The following is a 14,664-nucleotide window of genomic DNA, read 5'->3' on the forward strand; positions in this document are numbered from 1 at the left end:
GTACGCAAGCGATGCTAGCCACATCACCGTGTTGAACGTGACACGAGTCACGTTCGAGTCGTGTTCGACGAATGGAGGAACCGAAGTTGTCGGAGCAGGAACTGAAGGCCCGTGCCGAGGCGCTGCTGGCGTTGCACGTTCCGGGTGACCCGGTCGTGTTGCCCACGGTGTGGGATGCGTGGTCGGCGACGCTCGCGGTCGACGCGGGCTTCGCTGCACTGACCGTCGGCAGCCATCCGGTCGCCGATTCGGTGGGCAAGGAGGACGGCGAGGGCATGTCGTTCGCCGATCTCACCGCGCGGGTCACCCAGATCACCGGCGCGGTCGACGTGCCGGTGTCGGTGGACGTCGAGTCCGGCTACGGCGAGGCACCGCAACGGCTGATCGAGGGGCTGCTCTCGGCAGGCGCGGTCGGGTTGAACGTCGAGGACACCGTGCACCGGGAGGGCAAGCGGATCCGCTCGGCCGAGGAGCACGCGGCGCTGATCGGCGAGCTGCGCGCGGCGGCGGACGCCGCGGGCGTCCACGTGGTGATCAACGCGCGCACCGACCTGTTCCTGCGCCAGGACGGCGACGAGGCCGACCGCTTCAACCGTGCCGTCGCGCGACTGCGGCTCGCCGCCGATGCCGGCGCCGACAGCCTGTACCCGGTGGGACGGCACGACGACGACACCTACCGGCGGCTGGTCGAGGCGCTGCCGCTGCCGGTCAACGCCATCGCCCTACCCGATCAGGACGACCCGGCGTCGTTCGCTCCGCTCGGCGTGGGACGCATCAGCTTCGGTCCCTTCCTGCAGGCCGCGCTGGCGACCCGGGCGACGGAGATCCTGGGCCGCTGGGCCTGACCCGCCGCGTTTCCCGCGCGTTCGGCCGGGCGGTATAGCATGCCGCCGGTGATCGACGAGGACGACCGCTGGGCCCGCTTCGAGCACCGGGGCGTGATTTGGGCTGCGGGCGCGGCGGCGGTGCTCCTGGTGGCGCTGCTGGTGTGGGCCGTCATCGGGACCTCGACGTCGGATTCCGTCCCCGGGGTCGCCCCGGAACCGCCCTCGTCGTCGGCGCCGCCCACGACGAGCAGGACGCTGCGCACGGTCACCGGCACGAGCTATCCGCTGCCCGCACCGCGGACCAGTCAGGACGGCGGCATTCCGGCGCCGGGCGCACCGCTGCCGCCACCCGAGCAGGAGGTGTTTCCGGGTGGCGGCCCGACGTCGTCGGAGACGCCGACGACGATCTACAACCCCTATGCGCCGACCACGACGCAGGGCTCGGCCGACAGCATCTGATCCGCCTCACACCCGGCCGGCGCGGAACGTGAGCACACCGTGATGGCGGTGTCACACGGCGCGACACCGCGGCAATATCGGCTTCCTAGCGTGGCGGTCATGCAGTCGTCGAAACGCGTCGTGGTCGTGGGCCACGGGATGGTCGGGCACCGCTTCGTCGAGGCCTTGCGGTCACGCGACGAGGCCGACACGTGGCACGTCGTCGTGCTCGCCGAGGAGGCCGACGCCGCCTACGACCGCGTCGGCCTGACCGGCTACACCGAGCACTGGGACCGGACGCGACTCGCCCTGCCGGGCAACGCGTACGCCGGCGACGACCACGTCGAGGTCATCCTGCGCGACCCGGTCACGCGCATCGACCGCTCGGCCAAGTTCGTCACGACGGCGCTGGGCCGCCGGGTGCCCTACGACGCCCTGGTGCTGGCGACCGGGTCGTATGCCTTCGTCCCCCCGATCCCGGGCCACGACCTGCCGCAGTGCCACGTCTACCGCACCCTCGACGACCTCGACGCCATCCGTGCCGGCGCGCTGGCCGCCGCGACGAGCAAGACGCCCGTCGGCGTGGTCATCGGCGGCGGACTGCTGGGGCTGGAGGCGGCGAATGCGTTGCGCGCCTTCGGGTTGTCCACGCAGGTGTTGGAGATGTCACCGCACCTGATGGCCGCGCAGCTCGACGGCGCCGGCGGTGCGCTGCTGAACCGGATGATCCGCGGCCTCGGCATCGAGGTGCACACCGGCGTCAGCACCGAGAGCATCCGGCCGGTGCAGCGCAACAAGCCGCTGCGCAAGTCGCAGGAGGACGACGCGGTACGCGTGACGCTCAACGACGGCAGTGCGATCGACGCGGGCGTCGTCGTGTTCGCCGCCGGCGTGCGGCCCCGCGACGAGCTGGCCCGCCACGCCGGTCTGGACATCGCGCAGCGCGGCGGTGTGCTGACCGACCGGTCCTGCGTCACCAGCGATCCGGACGTCTACGCCATCGGCGAGGTCGCCGCCATCGACGGCCGCTGCTACGGCCTCGTCGGGCCGGGGTACATCAGCGCCGAGGTCGTCGCCGACCGGTTGCTGGGCGGCGCAGCGGAATTCGGCGAGGCCGACATGTCCACCAAGCTGAAGCTGCTCGGCGTCGACGTCGCCAGTTTCGGCGACGCGCAGGGTCGCACGCCGGGCAGCCTCGACGTGGTGGTCAACGACCCCGTCAAGCAGACCTACGCCAAGCTGGTGCTCTCCGACGACGCCAAGACGCTGCTCGGCGGCATCCTGGTGGGTGACGCCTCGGCCTACGGGGTACTGCGCCCGATGGTCGCCAGCGAGCTGCCCGGTGACCCGCTGTCGCTCATCGCGCCTGCAGCCGAGGGGGATTCGCCGGGTCTCGGCATCGGCGCGCTGCCCGACATCGCCCAGATCTGCTCGTGCAACAACGTGACCAAGGGTGACCTCAAGGAGGCGATCGGAGCCGGCTGCGCCGACGTCGCGGGGCTGAAGAAGTGCACGTTGGCGGGGACGTCCTGCGGGTCGTGCGTCCCGCTGCTCAAGCAGTTGCTCGACGCCGAGGGCGTCGAGCAGAGCACCGCCCTGTGCGAGCACTTCTCCCAGTCGCGCGCGGAACTGTTCGAGATCATCTCGGCCACCGAGATCCGCAAGTTCTCCGGCCTGATCGAGAAGTTCGGCACCGGCCGCGGCTGCGACGTCTGCAAGCCGGTGGTCGCCTCGATCCTCGCCTCGACCAGTTCGGACCACATCCTCGGTGCCGAGACCGCCGCGCTGCAGGACTCCAACGACCACTTCCTGGCCAACATCCAGCGCAACGGCAGCTACTCCGTGGTGCCGCGCGTGGCGGGCGGCGACATCACGCCCGAGCACCTCATCCTGATCGGTCAGATCGCCAAGGACTTCGGGCTGTACACGAAGATCACCGGCGGCCAGCGCATCGACATGTTCGGTGCGACGGTGGATCAGCTGCCCGAGATCTGGCGGCGCCTCGTCGACGGCGGCATGGAATCCGGCCACGCCTACGGCAAGTCGCTGCGGACGGTGAAGAGCTGCGTCGGCAGCGACTGGTGCCGCTACGGTCAGCAGGACTCCGTGCAGATGGCGATCGACCTGGAGATGCGCTACCGCGGGCTGCGGGCACCTCACAAGATCAAGATGGGCGTCTCGGGATGCGCCCGCGAGTGCGCCGAGGCGCGCGGCAAGGACGTCGGTGTGATCGCCACCGAGACCGGCTGGAACCTGTACGTCGGCGGCAACGGCGGCATGACGCCGCGGCACGCGCAGCTGCTGGCCGGCGACCTCGATGACGAGACGCTGGTCCGCTACGTCGACCGGTTCCTGATGTTCTACGTCCGTACCGCCGACCGGTTGCAGCGCACGGCGCCGTGGCTCGAGGCGCTCGACGGCGGCATGGATCACCTCCGCGACGTCGTCTGCCACGACTCCCTGGGCCTGGCAGCGGAATTCGAGGCCGCGATCGAGCGGCACGTCGCGGGGTACGCGTGCGAGTGGAAGGGCGTGCTCGAGGATCCGGACAAGCTGTCCCGGTTCGTGTCGTTCGTCAACGCGCCCGGCGCACCCGACCCCACCGTCGAGTTCACCGAGCGCAACGGCCGCAAGGTGCCGACCCCGATCGGCATGCCGAGGGTTCCCGCCACCGGGGAAAGGAGCGTCCGATGACACTGCTCGACGACGTCGTCGACGTGTGGATTCCGGCGTGCCGGTACGACTGGCTGCTGCCCGGGCGCGGCGCCGGGGTGTTGCTGCCCGAGGGGCGGCAGGCGGCGCTGTTCCGGCTCGAGGACGGCTCGCTGCACGCCGTCGGCAACGTCGACCCGTTCTCCGGCGCCGCGGTGATGTCGCGGGGGCTGGTCGGTGACCGCGCCGGCCGGGCGTGCGTGCAGACCCCGATCAAGAAGCAGGCCTTCGCCCTCGACGACGGCAGCTGCCTCGACGACCCGGACGTGTCGATCCCGGTGTATCGCACCAGGATCCGTGCCGACGGCACGGTGGAGATCGCCGCCTGAGGCGTCACAGCGCGCGCAACGTCCGGCTGCGCTCCGCGGCGCCCGCCGCGAGCAGTGCCTCTCGGGTGGTGGTGCCCCACAGCTCGACGGTCTGCACCACCCAGTACACGCCGAACGCGGCGATCAGTGCCGCCTCGACGACGAGGACCGCGTGGTTGAAGCCGTCCACGGTGAAATGCAGTACCACCGCGGCGAGGAGTGTCGCGGCCATGGTCGCGGCGATCGTGCGGTAGACGGCGCGGTACCGGCAACGGTGCGGGCAGCGGTCGTCGTCCTGGTTGCCGACGACGAACGCCGTCTGCACCACCGTGGCGATGATCGCCGCGAACAGCACCACGGCGGCGATGCCGTGGGCGTGCCCGACGAACCACTCCGGCGCGACGGCCAGCGTCACCACCCCGACGGTGAACACGGCGCGCTGCACCCACGTCACCAAGGTGCCCAATGTGCTGCGCCGCTGGCCGGTCCCGGTCCGGCGGTAGAGCCACCACGACGCGAGCCGTGCGGCGAGCAGCGCCGCCACCACCGCCCACGTGCCGACGGTGGCGGCCGGGCCCGCCGCACCGGGCGCGACGGTGTCACCACACGCCAGCACCGGCCGTGACGTCGGTACGAACGCCACGATGAACGCCAGCGTCCCCGCGAGGTTCAGCAGCACGTCCTCGGTGTCGCTGCTGCCGCGGTAGACGATGAGCAGTGCGCCCAGTGCGCACAGGCTGCCGACGAACACGCCCTGCGCCGGCGTGAAGTAGTAGGCGCTGATCGAGGTCTGCCAGCACCCCGACCGCAGCCGTTCGGCCACGACGGCCGCGCCGAGCATCAGCAGCAGCGCCGCCATCCCGCCGCGCAGGTACCGGTAGGTGTTCAGCGCGGCGTCGCCCGAGTCGGCCATGGGAGTCATCTTGCGCCGGGCGGCTGACGTGCCCGCTGCGCCGCGCGGGTCAGGCCGCGACGGGCACCCGGGCGCGGCGGAACCGCGCCGCCACCAGACGCACCACGCCGGGATGCACGCCCAGCGGTTCGGCGACCACGTCGGCCCCCGACGTCCGCAGCCGGTCCTGGAACAGGCCGTCGGCGAGCAAGTAGGACGCGACCGCGACCCGGCGGGCGCCCCAGGCCCTGGCCTGGGCCACCGCGTCGGCGACCCTGGGTTCGCCGGTGGCGGCGTAGGCGATCTCGACGCGCTGCCCGATGACCGCCGACAGCATCGCGGCGGTGATCCGCAGGTCGCGCTGCGCGCCGCGGTCGGACGTGCCCGCCGCGGCGAACACCACCGCATCGCCGCTGCGCCAGCCGCTGGCGAGCAGACGGTCGGTCAGGACGCGCACCAGCTGCGGCGAGGGACCGAGCGCCTCGGTGACGGTGACGTCCGGGTGGCCGCCGGCGGCCACGGCGGCGGGGATGTCGACGCGGACGTGGTAGCCGCGGGCGAGGAAGGCCGGCACCAGCACGGCGGGCTCGTCGGTCACCGCGCGCAGCACGTCGCTCGGGGTGGGGCCGAGGACGTCGACGAAGGCCGTGCGCACCGGCGTGCCGAGAGCGGCGCCGACGCGGTTCGCCAGTTCGGCGACCATCGCGACGCCGCCGGGCTTGCGCGTGCCGTGGGCCACCAGGATGGGGATCACGCCGCCCCCACCGGCGATTCGTCGACGGCGAGCCGGTACCCGCGCTTGACCACCGTCGTCACGATCCGGCGATCCCCCAGGGCCGTCCGCAGGCGCAGCACCGCGGTCTCGACGGCGTGGGTGTCGGTGCCGCTGCCGGGCAGCGCGCGCAGCAGGTCGTGCCGGGACACCACGGCGCCGGGACGCGCGGCGAGCGCGCGGATCGTCGCCATCCCGGTCGGTGACAGCTCCTTGACCGCGCCGTCGACCAGCACGCAGGTGCCGCGGATCTCCAGCACGTGGCCCGCCACCCGCACCGAGCGCGACCGCAGCACGGGCAGCTCGTCGGTGATGTGGCGGGCGAGCGCACCCAGTCGCATCCGTTCCGGAGCCGACGTCGGCACGCCCAACCGGACCAGCGGGCGCGCCGTGACCGGCCCGACGCACATCGCGTGCACGTCGGTGCGCAGTGCGTCGAGCAGCTGGTCCTCCACGCCGAGTTCCGCCGCGCGCATCAGCACCGACGCCACCGCAGGGGCGGAGGTGAAGCTGACGGCGTCGAAGCGGCGGTCGGCCATTTCGAGGACGAGCTGATCGAACGGCCCGTTGCGCGGCGCCGGATGCCACCGGTACACCCGGATCGGCACCACGTCGGCGCCGGCGGCGCGCAGCTCGTCGAGGAACTCGGGGAAGGGGTCCCACTCGTCGGTCGCCCCGTGCAGCTGCACGGCCACCCGCAGTCCGTCGATGCCGCCGCGCAGGTACTCCAGCACGTCGCGGGACGATTCGGACTCCGGAGACCACTCCTCGGGCAACCCCGCGGCCCGCAGCGCGCCCGTGGCCTTCGGCCCGCGGGAGACGATGCGGGCGTTGGCGAGCGCCGAGGTCAGCTCGGTGGCGAGCCCCCAGCCGTCGGCCGCCGCGATCCAGCCGCGCAGGCCGATGCCGGTCGTCGCGATCACGACGTCGGGCGGGTTGGCGATCAACGATTCGGTGTGGGTGCGGAGTTCGTCGTCATCGGGCAGCGGCACCATCGCGATGGCCGCGGCACACGACACGTTCGCGCCACGGCGCGTCAGCAGCGTGCTCAGTTCCTCGGCACGCCGCGCCGAGGTCACGGCCACGCGGAAGCCCGTCAACGGCCCCCGGTCCGGCTCACCCATGCCCACCAGTCAAGGCATCCCGTGTTGCGGAACTGTTTCCTGGCCATTGCCGCGCGGTGTCGTCGCGGCGCTCGGGCGACACGGCCGTGAACGTCGCCTCACCGCCCCGAGGCCGACGGTGTGAGGTCACCAGACGTCGCCGGCGCGCCAGTCGCAGGCGAGGTCACCGGCGGTGTCCAGCGTCACCCCGGCGGGTAGCCGCGCGGGCAGGACGTACACCGAGCCGTCGTCGTCGGGCGTGCGCGTGGGCCCCTCGGGGCCGAGCACCGAGGTGGCGCCCCGCCACGGCAGCCAGCCGCGGCCCTCGTAGAGCGGACGTCCCGCCTCGCTGGCGCTCAGCGCGCCGAGGTGGTGCGCGCCGCGGATCACCTGCTCGAGGGCGTCCATGACCGCGCCGGCGAGCCCGCGGCGGCGCCAGTCCTCCCGCACCGCGACCGCCTCGAGGTAACCGCACCGCAGCGGACGCCCGTCGTGCAGCATGCTGCGCTGCACCACCGCACCGTGGGCGATCAGCGCGCCGTGATGGCACACCAGCGCGTGCATCCCGCCCAGGGCGTGCTCCCAGTCGTCGTCGCCGAAGCCGTCGCCGGCGGCGAAGGCGTCGACGAGCATCCTGCGGGCGCCGGCGCGGGTGTCACCGTCGAGGTCGGACGTGTGGACCAGCCGAGCGGTGTACACCTCTCGATTTCTACCAGGCGCGCCGCGGCCGGGACCAGTGCAGGCGCACCGTCTGGCCGGGCCGGACCTGGGCCACCCGGTCGGCGTCGGCGTCGAGGAGGACGCCGATCACGGGATAGCCGCCGGTCACCGGGTGATCGGGTCCGAGGATCACCGGTAAACCGTTGGGCGGCACCTGAATGGCGCCACGCACGGCGCCCTCGCTGGGAAGCTGACGGTCCGGGTGGCGCAGTGTCAGCGCCCGTCCCGCGAGCCGCGTGCCGACGCGGTCACTGCGCTCGGTGACGGTCCACTCGGTGCCCACCAGCCGATCCGGGTCGGCGCACCAGTCGTCGCGAGGTCCGGGCAGCACCGCGAGGTCGACCGTGCCGGTCCCGAGGGCGGCGACCGGTGCCTGGTCGATGTCCGGGAAGTCGGCGCCGGGCGGGCCGACGGGCAGTAGGTCGCCGGCGCGCAGCGGCGGCGGTCCCAGCGCCGCGAGGACGTCGTGGCTGCGCGAGCCGAGCACCGCGTCGACGGCGATCCCGCCGCGCACGGCCACATAGCTGCGCAGACCCGCCGCCGGGACGCCGATCTCGAGCACCTGGCCGATGCGGATACGGGCAACGGCGTTGGCGCCGAACGGCTTTCCGTTGATCACCACGCCACCGTCGGCGCCGGTGACGGCGACCGTCACGTCGCCGCCCAGCACCCGGGCGGCGAAGCCGCCGAACGTCACCTCCACGGTCGCGCGGTCGCGGGGATTGGCCACCAGGCGGTTGGCCAGCAGGTGCGCGGCGCGATCGGCGGCACCGGAGCGGGTCACCCCGACGTGTGCGAGCCCGGGCCGCCCGAGGTCCTCGACCAACGCCAGCGGCCCGGTGCTGAGGACCTCGAGGCCCACCGCCGTCATCGCGCCGCCCGGAACCGCACCCAGGCGCCGGGGGTCAGCAGCGCGGGCTCGGCGCGGTCGACGTCCCACAGCACCGCGTCGGTGCGGCCGATCAGTTGCCACCCGCCGGGCGTCTGGCGCGGATAGACCCCGCTGAACTCGTCGGCGAGAGCGACCGCACCGGCGGGCACCCGGGTCCGCGGTTCGGCACGGCGCGGCACCCGCAGCCGCGGGTCGCCGCCGACGAGGTACGCGAATCCCGGTGCGAAACCCCCGAATCCGACCCGCAGCGGCGTCGCGGTGTGGGCGGCGACCACCTCGTCGGCGGACAGGCCGGTCAGCCGGGCGACCTCGTCGAGGTCGGGTCCGTCGTAGACGACGTCCAGCACCACCTCGTGCCCGTCGTCCGGTGGCGCCCCGGCGTCGGGGTCGGGCCGCAGTCCGGCGAGACGCGCGCGCGTCGGTTCGCGGTCGCGGGGCTCGGCGACGCCGACCAGCACGGTCCGTGCGGCGGGCACCACGTCGAGCACGCCGGGCAGGCCGGCGGCGCGGATCGCCGCGCTCCACGCGAGGACCTCGGCGATGTCCTCGCAGTCGAGGAGGAGTGCCCGCTCCCCGCAGTCGCGCACGGCCGGCATGGCGCCGCTCTCAGACCGCCGGCTGGTAGGTCGGTTCGCGCCGCTTGATCACCGCGATCACGCGGTAGGTGACGGGCAGCATGACGATCTCGACGACCGTCTTGTACAGCCAGCCCAGCGCGGTGTAGACGACGAAGTCCTTGGCGGAGGTGATGCCGATGGCGCCGGCCGCGATCGAGCAGAACACCAGGGTGTCGCCGAGCTGGCCGGCGAACGTGGATCCGACGAGCCGGGCCCACAGGTGCTTCTCCTTGGTGCGCTCCTTGATGGCCACGACCACCCAGGCATTGATGGTCTGGCCGACGATGAAGCCGGCGAGGCCTGCGACGATCAGCTGGGTGTAGGCGTGCACGACGTTCTCGAACGCGGCCTGGTTCTCGTAGAAGTCGGCGGCCGGCAGGTAGATGGTCACCCAGAACGCCAGTGCGGCCAGGATGTTCATCGAGAAGCCGAGCAGGATCGCCCGGCGCGCGGCCTTGAAGCCGTAGACCTCGCTCAACACGTCGCCGATCACGTAGGTCAGCGGGAAGACGATGAACCCGCCGTCGGTGATGACGGGGCCGAAGGCGACGCCCTTGGTCGCCGTGACGTTCGAGATGATCACCAGCGCGGTGAAGACGGCGACCAGCGCCGGGTAGTAGGCCGATCCGGCTTTGGCGAAGCCCGTGGTGTCGTGGGGCTGCAGGTCGCTGGTCACCGGAGTCATCTTGTCAGGCCAGGGCGCGGCTCAGCAGCGGTGGTAGGCGGTCGGCGACCACCGGGTAGGACAGCACGGTGCCGAATGCGATGGCGCCCGCCAGGTCCCGGTCGGTGAACACGGCGCGGTTGCGCGTGGTGGACCGCAGCGCCGCGACCGTCGGATCGGCCAGCAGGGCGCCGCTCTCGGCGTCGCTCTCGGTGGTCCAGATGACGACGTCGGCCTCGTCGAGGACGGCCGCCATGCGGTCACGCGGCACGAAGGCGTTGTCGCCGTCGACGTACTGTCCGACGCCCTCGGGCACCACCAGGCCCATCTGGGTGAGGAACTCGGTCCGCGGTCCGGCCGGGGTGACCACGGCGCGGTCGCGGTCGAGCGTGCCCGCCACGAGATAGACCTTCTTGCCGCCGAAAGCCGGCTGGTCCTTGGCGATCTGGGTGAACCGGTCGTCGATGGCGGTGACGAGTGACCGCATCTCGTCGGCCTTGAAGACGGCCTGGCCGATGATCTCGGCCTGGTCCTTCCACGGTTCGAAGAACGCGTCGGGGCCGGACTGGGCGATGGTCGGCGCGATCTTCGACAGCGCAGCGTAGGTGTCGGCGTCCAGCCCGGCGTTGGTCGCCACGATGAGATCGGGCCGCAGCCCGGCGATCTGATCGGTCGGGACGCCTTCGGCGAGGGTGAGCACCACCGGTTGGGCCGGCCCCAGCTTCGGGCGCGCCCAGCTCCAGGTGGCGAACGGTTCGCCGCCGAACCACTCCGTCACGGCGACCGGTACGACGCCGAGCGCCAGCAGGTCGTCCTGGTCGGTGAGCCCGGCGCTGACGACGCGCTGCGGCGGCTTCGGGATGCGGGTTTCGCCGAACGCGTGCCGGACCGTGACCGAGCCGTCGTCGGCGACCGTGCCGGGGGCGTCCTTCGCGCAACCGGCGGCGAGCAGCGCGGCCGATCCCGCGGTGAGCGCCAGGAAGGAGCGCCGCGACCAGCGCCGGGGATTCGGGGAACCGATCGCTTCGTGCGGCACGCGGCCGAGCGTAGTGGCTAACCGAGGTCGAAGTCGGCGAACAGGACGGCCGCCAGGCCGAGGGCCACGACGACGTTCACCACGGTGGCCGAAGCGAACACCGCCACGGGGCGCCAGCCGGCGTCGCGCAGGCCCCGCAGGCTGAACTCCAGCCCGATCGAGACGAACGCGAAGATCAGGAACCAGGTGCGGAGGTCGTTGACGGTGGTGATCGCAGCCTTGTCGCCGCTCCACTGCAGGTAGAGCGTGCCGATCACGGACGCGGCGATGAAGCCCAGCACGAACTTCGGGAACCGCTGCCAGAACTGGCCGAGCGTGGGTCGGGCCTCGGCGGCGTCGCGGCGCTCGACCTTCAGCGCGAAGTACGCCGTCAGGGCAATCGCCACGATCCCGATCGGCGCGTTCTGCGTCGTCTTGACGATCGTCGCGATCTGCAACGCGTCCTCGCCGGCGAGCGCGCCGGCTGCCGCGACGGCCGCGGTGGTGTCGATGTTGCCGCCGATCCAGGCGCCCGCGACGGCGGGTGACAGGCCGAGCACGTCGGCCAGCCACGGCAGCAGGAAGATCGACGGCAGCGCGAAGACGATCACCAGCGAGGCCGCGTAGGCGAGTTGCTCGCGCTTGGCCTGCACCGCCCCGGCGGCGGCGATGGCCGCGCTGACCCCGCAGATCGACACGGCCGAGGCGAGCAGCGCGCGCAGCTTGTCCTCGAGGCCGAGCCGGCCGCCGAGCCACCACGTGAAGCCGAAGACGATCGAGATCAGCAGCAGCGCCTGAATGATGGCGGGCCCCGCGGCGGTGACGAGGATCTTCAGGTTGACCGACGCGCCGAGCAGCACCAGGCCGGTCTTGATGAAGAACTCGGTACGGAACCCGCGCGCGAGCGCGTCGCGGACGGCCAGCCGCGTCAGCACCAGGTTGCCGAGCAGGCCGAGCGCGATGGCGTAGACCGGGAATTCGATCGACTTGGCGACCTTGGCGAACGGCGTGCCCGCCGCCCACTGCGGCACCTGCGCCTCGAGGAACCGGGTGGCGGCGCCGAGCACCACCACCACGGCCACGCCCGCCACCGCCCAGCCCAGCGCGGGGCGGGGTGTGTCCGGCGCGTCCGGCGCGGCGTCAGCGTCGTGGGCGGCGTGGTCTGTGGCGTCGGCGGCCCCGTCGCGGGTCGTCACGGAACCACGCTGCCGGGAATGGCGCCGGCCAGCACCAGGGCCAGCAGTGCGAGGCCGACCACCACGGCGAGCCAGTCTTCGTTCACGGGGCGCGACGCTATCGCGGGCTGACAGCGACCTCACGGGTTGCGCTCAGCGAGAGCGCAATCGCGGGCGGGGATCCGCGCGCGGTTGGTTTCGGCGCCGGCGGGTATCCCGAGCGCCTACGGCAACCACGGTGAAGGACGGCTGATGCTCCTCTTGTTCGTGCGGCGTTGGGCGTTGACGGCGTTGCTGCTTCCCGCGATCGCCTTCGTGCTGGCCAAGGCCGGCCGCTTCCTGCAGCGCCGCCACGACGGGCGGCAGACGAAGACGTCGAAGGCGCTGCTCTCGGCGTCGAACGGCTTGCAGCGCTTCACCAAGCGCGGCCGCGCCGAGCGGCGCTGAGTCAGCCCAGGAGCAGGGACGCGGCGAGCGCGACCATCGTCGCGGCGATGATGCCGTCGAGGATGCGCCAGGTCCGCGGAGTGGCGAACACCCCGGCCAGACGCCGGGCGCCCCAGCCGAGCGTGACGAACCAGACGGCACTGGCCGCGACGGCGCCGACGCCGAACAGCCAGCGTCCGTCGCGTTGTTCATTGGCCAGCGCTCCCAGCAGCACCACGGTGTCGAGGTATACGTGCGGATTGAGGAAGGTCATGGCCGCGCAGGTCAGCAGGACCGCGCCCAGGCGTGCCGGTGCCGCATCGGCCGGAACGAGCGCGGACGGCCGCAGCGCGCGTCGTGCCGCGAGCAGGCCGTAGCCAAGCAAGAAGGCCGCGCCGCCGTACGTCGCGACGTCGATGGCCTCGGGATGGGCGGCGACCAGCGTGCCGATGCCGGCGATGCCGGCGGCGATGAGGACCATGTCGGAGACCGTGCAGAGCGCGACGACCGGCACGACGTGTTCCCGACGAATGCCCTGGCGCAGAACGAATGCGTTCTGCGCGCCGATCGCGGCGATCAGCGTCAGCGAGGCCAGGAAGCCGAGGAGCAGCGGGGACGTCACGGCATCGACGCTAGGGGCGGCCGCTGCTTCAGTACAGCTAATGTTTCTGTGCCGACATTAGCGACGCTCATGTGGCTGTGGTGCCCGGTCAACGGGCCCGACCGGCCTCGGCGGCCGGGCCGCTATGGTCGTGCGGACATGAATGGACCCCGCCGATGCTGAGCCTGTTCGCCTCCCTGCTGGGCCTGGCCGCCATCGACTCGCTCAACGTGCTGAACGTCGGCATCGTCTCGGCCACCGTCTACGGCGCCCGGCTCAACCGCATCTCGCCGCTGCCGGCCGGCCTGGGCTTCATCTCGGGCCTGTTCGTCGCCACCACGGCCATCGGTCTGGCCACCGTGCTCGGCCTGCACTTCGCCACCGACTTCTTCGACGTCGACATCACCCCGCGGCTGCGGTACTGGGGCGAGCTGGGGATCGGGGTGCTGCTGCTCGGGGTGGCGTGCATCCCGCTGGGCAATCAGCTCCCGGTCATCCCCCCGTGGGTCGTCACGGCGCTGCGGGAGAAGCCGTGGCTGTTCTGGGTGCTCGGCGTCGTCATCGGCAGCGGGCAGGCGCCCACCTCGATCCCGTACATCGCCGGGCTGGCGTTGATCGCGGCGATCGATCCCCGCCCGCCCCTGTGGCCGCTGATCGTGGTGGGCTACACCGCGTTGACGCTGCTGCCGACGTTGGCCGTGCTGCTGCTCGGCAACCGATCCACGCCGCGGGCGCAACGCGTGCAGCGCAACCTCATTCGGGGCATCAACCGCTACGGCCCCATGACGGTGCGCGTGGTGTTCGTCGTGATCGGCGTCGCCCTGGTCGTCGACGCCGCCGTGCACTACCGACTGCTGTGAGCGGTCAGCCCTGGCTCTGCTGCAGGGCGATGCACTTGCCGTAGTTCTCCGGCGTGCACGGGATGCCGTTCACGGTCGAGAAACCATTGGGGTTCAGCACGACGTTCGCGCCGGGCGCACTGGCACTCGGGGGCAGGTACGCCGGCCCGTTCGACCCGCTCTGGGTGCAGACACCCTCCCAGCGCGTCTGCGACGTGCCGCTGGGGCAGTTCTTGGCCATGGCGGGCGCAGCGACGAGCACCGCCGATGCGGCCAGGGCCGCCGCACATCCCGCGGCTCCGATCAGGCGCGTCCTCATGTCGTTAGGGTAGCTCAACGAACTGCGACGGCTCGCGGCTACGGATCAATGTGGTGACGGGGCTCGTTGTACGGAATGTTCGTGGGATCGACGGGATAGCACCGCATGCGGGTGTCCTGGTAGTCGCCGACGCCGGCAATGCCGTGCCCGAAGACGATGAGACAGCGGTCGAAGGTCCCGTCCGGGCGGACGGGCAGATCGCAGTACTGGTGCGTCGGTTGCGTTTCGCACCCCGCGCTCGCCGGGGCGGCGAACCCGAGGGCCGCTCCTGCGGCGGCCGTGGTGAGCGCCGCGGTGAGCAGCAGCCGCGCCGGCGTCGTGGACCTCACGGTGGGAGAGTCTAG

Annotated in this window: 18 protein-coding genes; 6 read left to right on the forward strand and 12 right to left on the reverse strand. The window is 72.2% G+C overall.

Annotated features, from left to right (window positions below):
- The first annotated feature begins 71 nt into the window (after window positions 1-71).
- The 4 genes from FZ046_RS08110 (at window position 72) to nirD (ending at window position 4,306) form a co-directional block, all read left to right on the forward strand.
- Window positions 72-845, forward strand: coding sequence for an isocitrate lyase/PEP mutase family protein (locus FZ046_RS08110; RefSeq protein WP_070353713.1), 774 nt, complete (start codon window positions 72-74; stop codon window positions 843-845).
- Between the two features lie 48 nt (window positions 846-893).
- On the forward strand, window positions 894-1,286 hold the full coding sequence (locus FZ046_RS08115) for a hypothetical protein (RefSeq protein WP_125939729.1): 393 nt from the start codon (window positions 894-896) through the stop codon (window positions 1,284-1,286).
- Between the two features lie 99 nt (window positions 1,287-1,385).
- Window positions 1,386-3,959 (forward strand): nitrite reductase large subunit NirB, encoded by a 2,574-nt coding sequence (nirB, locus tag FZ046_RS08120; RefSeq protein WP_070353738.1) that lies wholly within the window; start codon window positions 1,386-1,388, stop codon window positions 3,957-3,959.
- A complete protein-coding gene (gene nirD / locus FZ046_RS08125; protein ID WP_070353711.1) occupies window positions 3,956-4,306 on the forward strand; it encodes a nitrite reductase small subunit NirD in 351 nt (116 codons plus the stop codon). The genes nirB and nirD overlap by 4 nt, the downstream gene beginning before the upstream one ends.
- A gap of 4 nt (window positions 4,307-4,310) precedes the next feature.
- Here the strand turns inward: nirD and FZ046_RS08130 are convergent, their stop codons facing one another.
- From FZ046_RS08130 to FZ046_RS08170, 9 genes are all read right to left on the reverse strand, one after another.
- Complete coding sequence (locus FZ046_RS08130; protein ID WP_083298284.1) at window positions 4,311-5,198, reverse strand: hypothetical protein; 888 nt, start codon at window positions 5,196-5,198, stop codon at window positions 4,311-4,313.
- A gap of 49 nt (window positions 5,199-5,247) precedes the next feature.
- A complete protein-coding gene (locus FZ046_RS08135) occupies window positions 5,248-5,880 on the reverse strand; it encodes a sirohydrochlorin chelatase (RefSeq protein WP_083298287.1) in 633 nt (210 codons plus the stop codon).
- A gap of 47 nt (window positions 5,881-5,927) precedes the next feature.
- On the reverse strand, window positions 5,928-7,073 hold the full coding sequence (locus FZ046_RS08140; RefSeq protein ID WP_070353737.1) for a uroporphyrinogen-III synthase: 1,146 nt from the start codon (window positions 7,071-7,073) through the stop codon (window positions 5,928-5,930).
- A gap of 126 nt (window positions 7,074-7,199) precedes the next feature.
- Window positions 7,200-7,751: a GNAT family N-acetyltransferase gene (locus tag FZ046_RS08145; protein WP_070353708.1), complete on the reverse strand. Its 552-nt coding sequence runs from the start codon at window positions 7,749-7,751 to the stop codon at window positions 7,200-7,202.
- Window positions 7,752-7,761: 10 nt separating this feature from the next.
- The gene (locus FZ046_RS08150) at window positions 7,762-8,643 is read right to left on the reverse strand and encodes a 5-oxoprolinase subunit C family protein (RefSeq protein WP_070353707.1); all 882 of its coding nucleotides are present in this window, start codon (window positions 8,641-8,643) and stop codon (window positions 7,762-7,764) included.
- The gene (locus tag FZ046_RS08155; RefSeq protein WP_070353706.1) at window positions 8,640-9,260 is read right to left on the reverse strand and encodes a 5-oxoprolinase subunit B family protein; all 621 of its coding nucleotides are present in this window, start codon (window positions 9,258-9,260) and stop codon (window positions 8,640-8,642) included. The genes FZ046_RS08150 and FZ046_RS08155 overlap by 4 nt, the downstream gene beginning before the upstream one ends.
- 10 nt (window positions 9,261-9,270) lie before the next feature.
- Window positions 9,271-9,957 carry a queuosine precursor transporter gene (locus FZ046_RS08160; RefSeq protein WP_246182938.1) on the reverse strand — a complete coding sequence of 229 codons (687 nt, stop codon included), beginning with the start codon at window positions 9,955-9,957 and terminating at the stop codon, window positions 9,271-9,273.
- Window positions 9,958-9,970: 13 nt separating this feature from the next.
- On the reverse strand, window positions 9,971-10,981 hold the full coding sequence (locus FZ046_RS08165) for an ABC transporter substrate-binding protein (RefSeq protein WP_246182939.1): 1,011 nt from the start codon (window positions 10,979-10,981) through the stop codon (window positions 9,971-9,973).
- Between the two features lie 17 nt (window positions 10,982-10,998).
- The gene (locus FZ046_RS08170) at window positions 10,999-12,063 is read right to left on the reverse strand and encodes a YeiH family protein (protein WP_407664474.1); all 1,065 of its coding nucleotides are present in this window, start codon (window positions 12,061-12,063) and stop codon (window positions 10,999-11,001) included.
- A 324-nt stretch (window positions 12,064-12,387) separates the two neighbouring features.
- On the opposite strand from FZ046_RS08170, the gene FZ046_RS08180 reads away from it, so the two are divergent.
- Entirely contained in the window at window positions 12,388-12,582 is a 195-nt protein-coding gene (locus FZ046_RS08180; protein WP_070353704.1) for a hypothetical protein, read from the forward strand.
- 1 nt (window position 12,583) lies between these two features.
- Here the strand turns inward: FZ046_RS08180 and lysE are convergent, their stop codons facing one another.
- Complete coding sequence (lysE, locus tag FZ046_RS08185; protein ID WP_070353703.1) at window positions 12,584-13,183, reverse strand: L-lysine exporter; 600 nt, start codon at window positions 13,181-13,183, stop codon at window positions 12,584-12,586.
- A 155-nt stretch (window positions 13,184-13,338) separates the two neighbouring features.
- Here lysE and FZ046_RS08190 point away from each other — a divergent pair, with 155 nt between their 5' ends.
- Complete coding sequence (locus FZ046_RS08190) at window positions 13,339-14,022, forward strand: GAP family protein (RefSeq protein ID WP_070353702.1); 684 nt, start codon at window positions 13,339-13,341, stop codon at window positions 14,020-14,022.
- A gap of 4 nt (window positions 14,023-14,026) precedes the next feature.
- Here the strand turns inward: FZ046_RS08190 and FZ046_RS08195 are convergent, their stop codons facing one another.
- Window positions 14,027-14,320 (reverse strand): hypothetical protein, encoded by a 294-nt coding sequence (locus tag FZ046_RS08195; RefSeq protein WP_070353701.1) that lies wholly within the window; start codon window positions 14,318-14,320, stop codon window positions 14,027-14,029.
- A gap of 38 nt (window positions 14,321-14,358) precedes the next feature.
- Window positions 14,359-14,649, reverse strand: coding sequence for a CDGP domain-containing protein (locus FZ046_RS08200; RefSeq protein WP_070353700.1), 291 nt, complete (start codon window positions 14,647-14,649; stop codon window positions 14,359-14,361).
- Between the last annotated feature and the right edge of the window lie 15 nt (window positions 14,650-14,664).

This window comes from Mycolicibacterium grossiae (assembly GCF_008329645.1).
Taxonomy (GTDB): domain Bacteria; phylum Actinomycetota; class Actinomycetes; order Mycobacteriales; family Mycobacteriaceae; genus Mycobacterium; species Mycobacterium grossiae.

Coding starts and splice junctions, on each gene's coding strand:
- FZ046_RS08110 (WP_070353713.1), top strand. CDS start 72: ATGGAGGAACCGAAGTTGTCGGAGCAGGAACTGAAGGCCCGTGCCGAG.
- nirB (WP_070353738.1), top strand. CDS start 1,386: ATGCAGTCGTCGAAACGCGTCGTGGTCGTGGGCCACGGGATGGTCGGG.
- nirD (WP_070353711.1), top strand. CDS start 3,956: ATGACACTGCTCGACGACGTCGTCGACGTGTGGATTCCGGCGTGCCGG.
- FZ046_RS08130 (WP_083298284.1), bottom strand. CDS start 5,198: ATGGCCGACTCGGGCGACGCCGCGCTGAACACCTACCGGTACCTGCGC.
- FZ046_RS08135 (WP_083298287.1), bottom strand. CDS start 5,880: ATGGTCGCCGAACTGGCGAACCGCGTCGGCGCCGCTCTCGGCACGCCG.
- FZ046_RS08140 (WP_070353737.1), bottom strand. CDS start 7,073: ATGGGTGAGCCGGACCGGGGGCCGTTGACGGGCTTCCGCGTGGCCGTG.
- FZ046_RS08150 (WP_070353707.1), bottom strand. CDS start 8,643: ATGACGGCGGTGGGCCTCGAGGTCCTCAGCACCGGGCCGCTGGCGTTG.
- FZ046_RS08155 (WP_070353706.1), bottom strand. CDS start 9,260: ATGCCGGCCGTGCGCGACTGCGGGGAGCGGGCACTCCTCCTCGACTGC.
- FZ046_RS08180 (WP_070353704.1), top strand. CDS start 12,388: ATGCTCCTCTTGTTCGTGCGGCGTTGGGCGTTGACGGCGTTGCTGCTT.
- FZ046_RS08190 (WP_070353702.1), top strand. CDS start 13,339: ATGCTGAGCCTGTTCGCCTCCCTGCTGGGCCTGGCCGCCATCGACTCG.
- FZ046_RS08195 (WP_070353701.1), bottom strand. CDS start 14,320: ATGAGGACGCGCCTGATCGGAGCCGCGGGATGTGCGGCGGCCCTGGCC.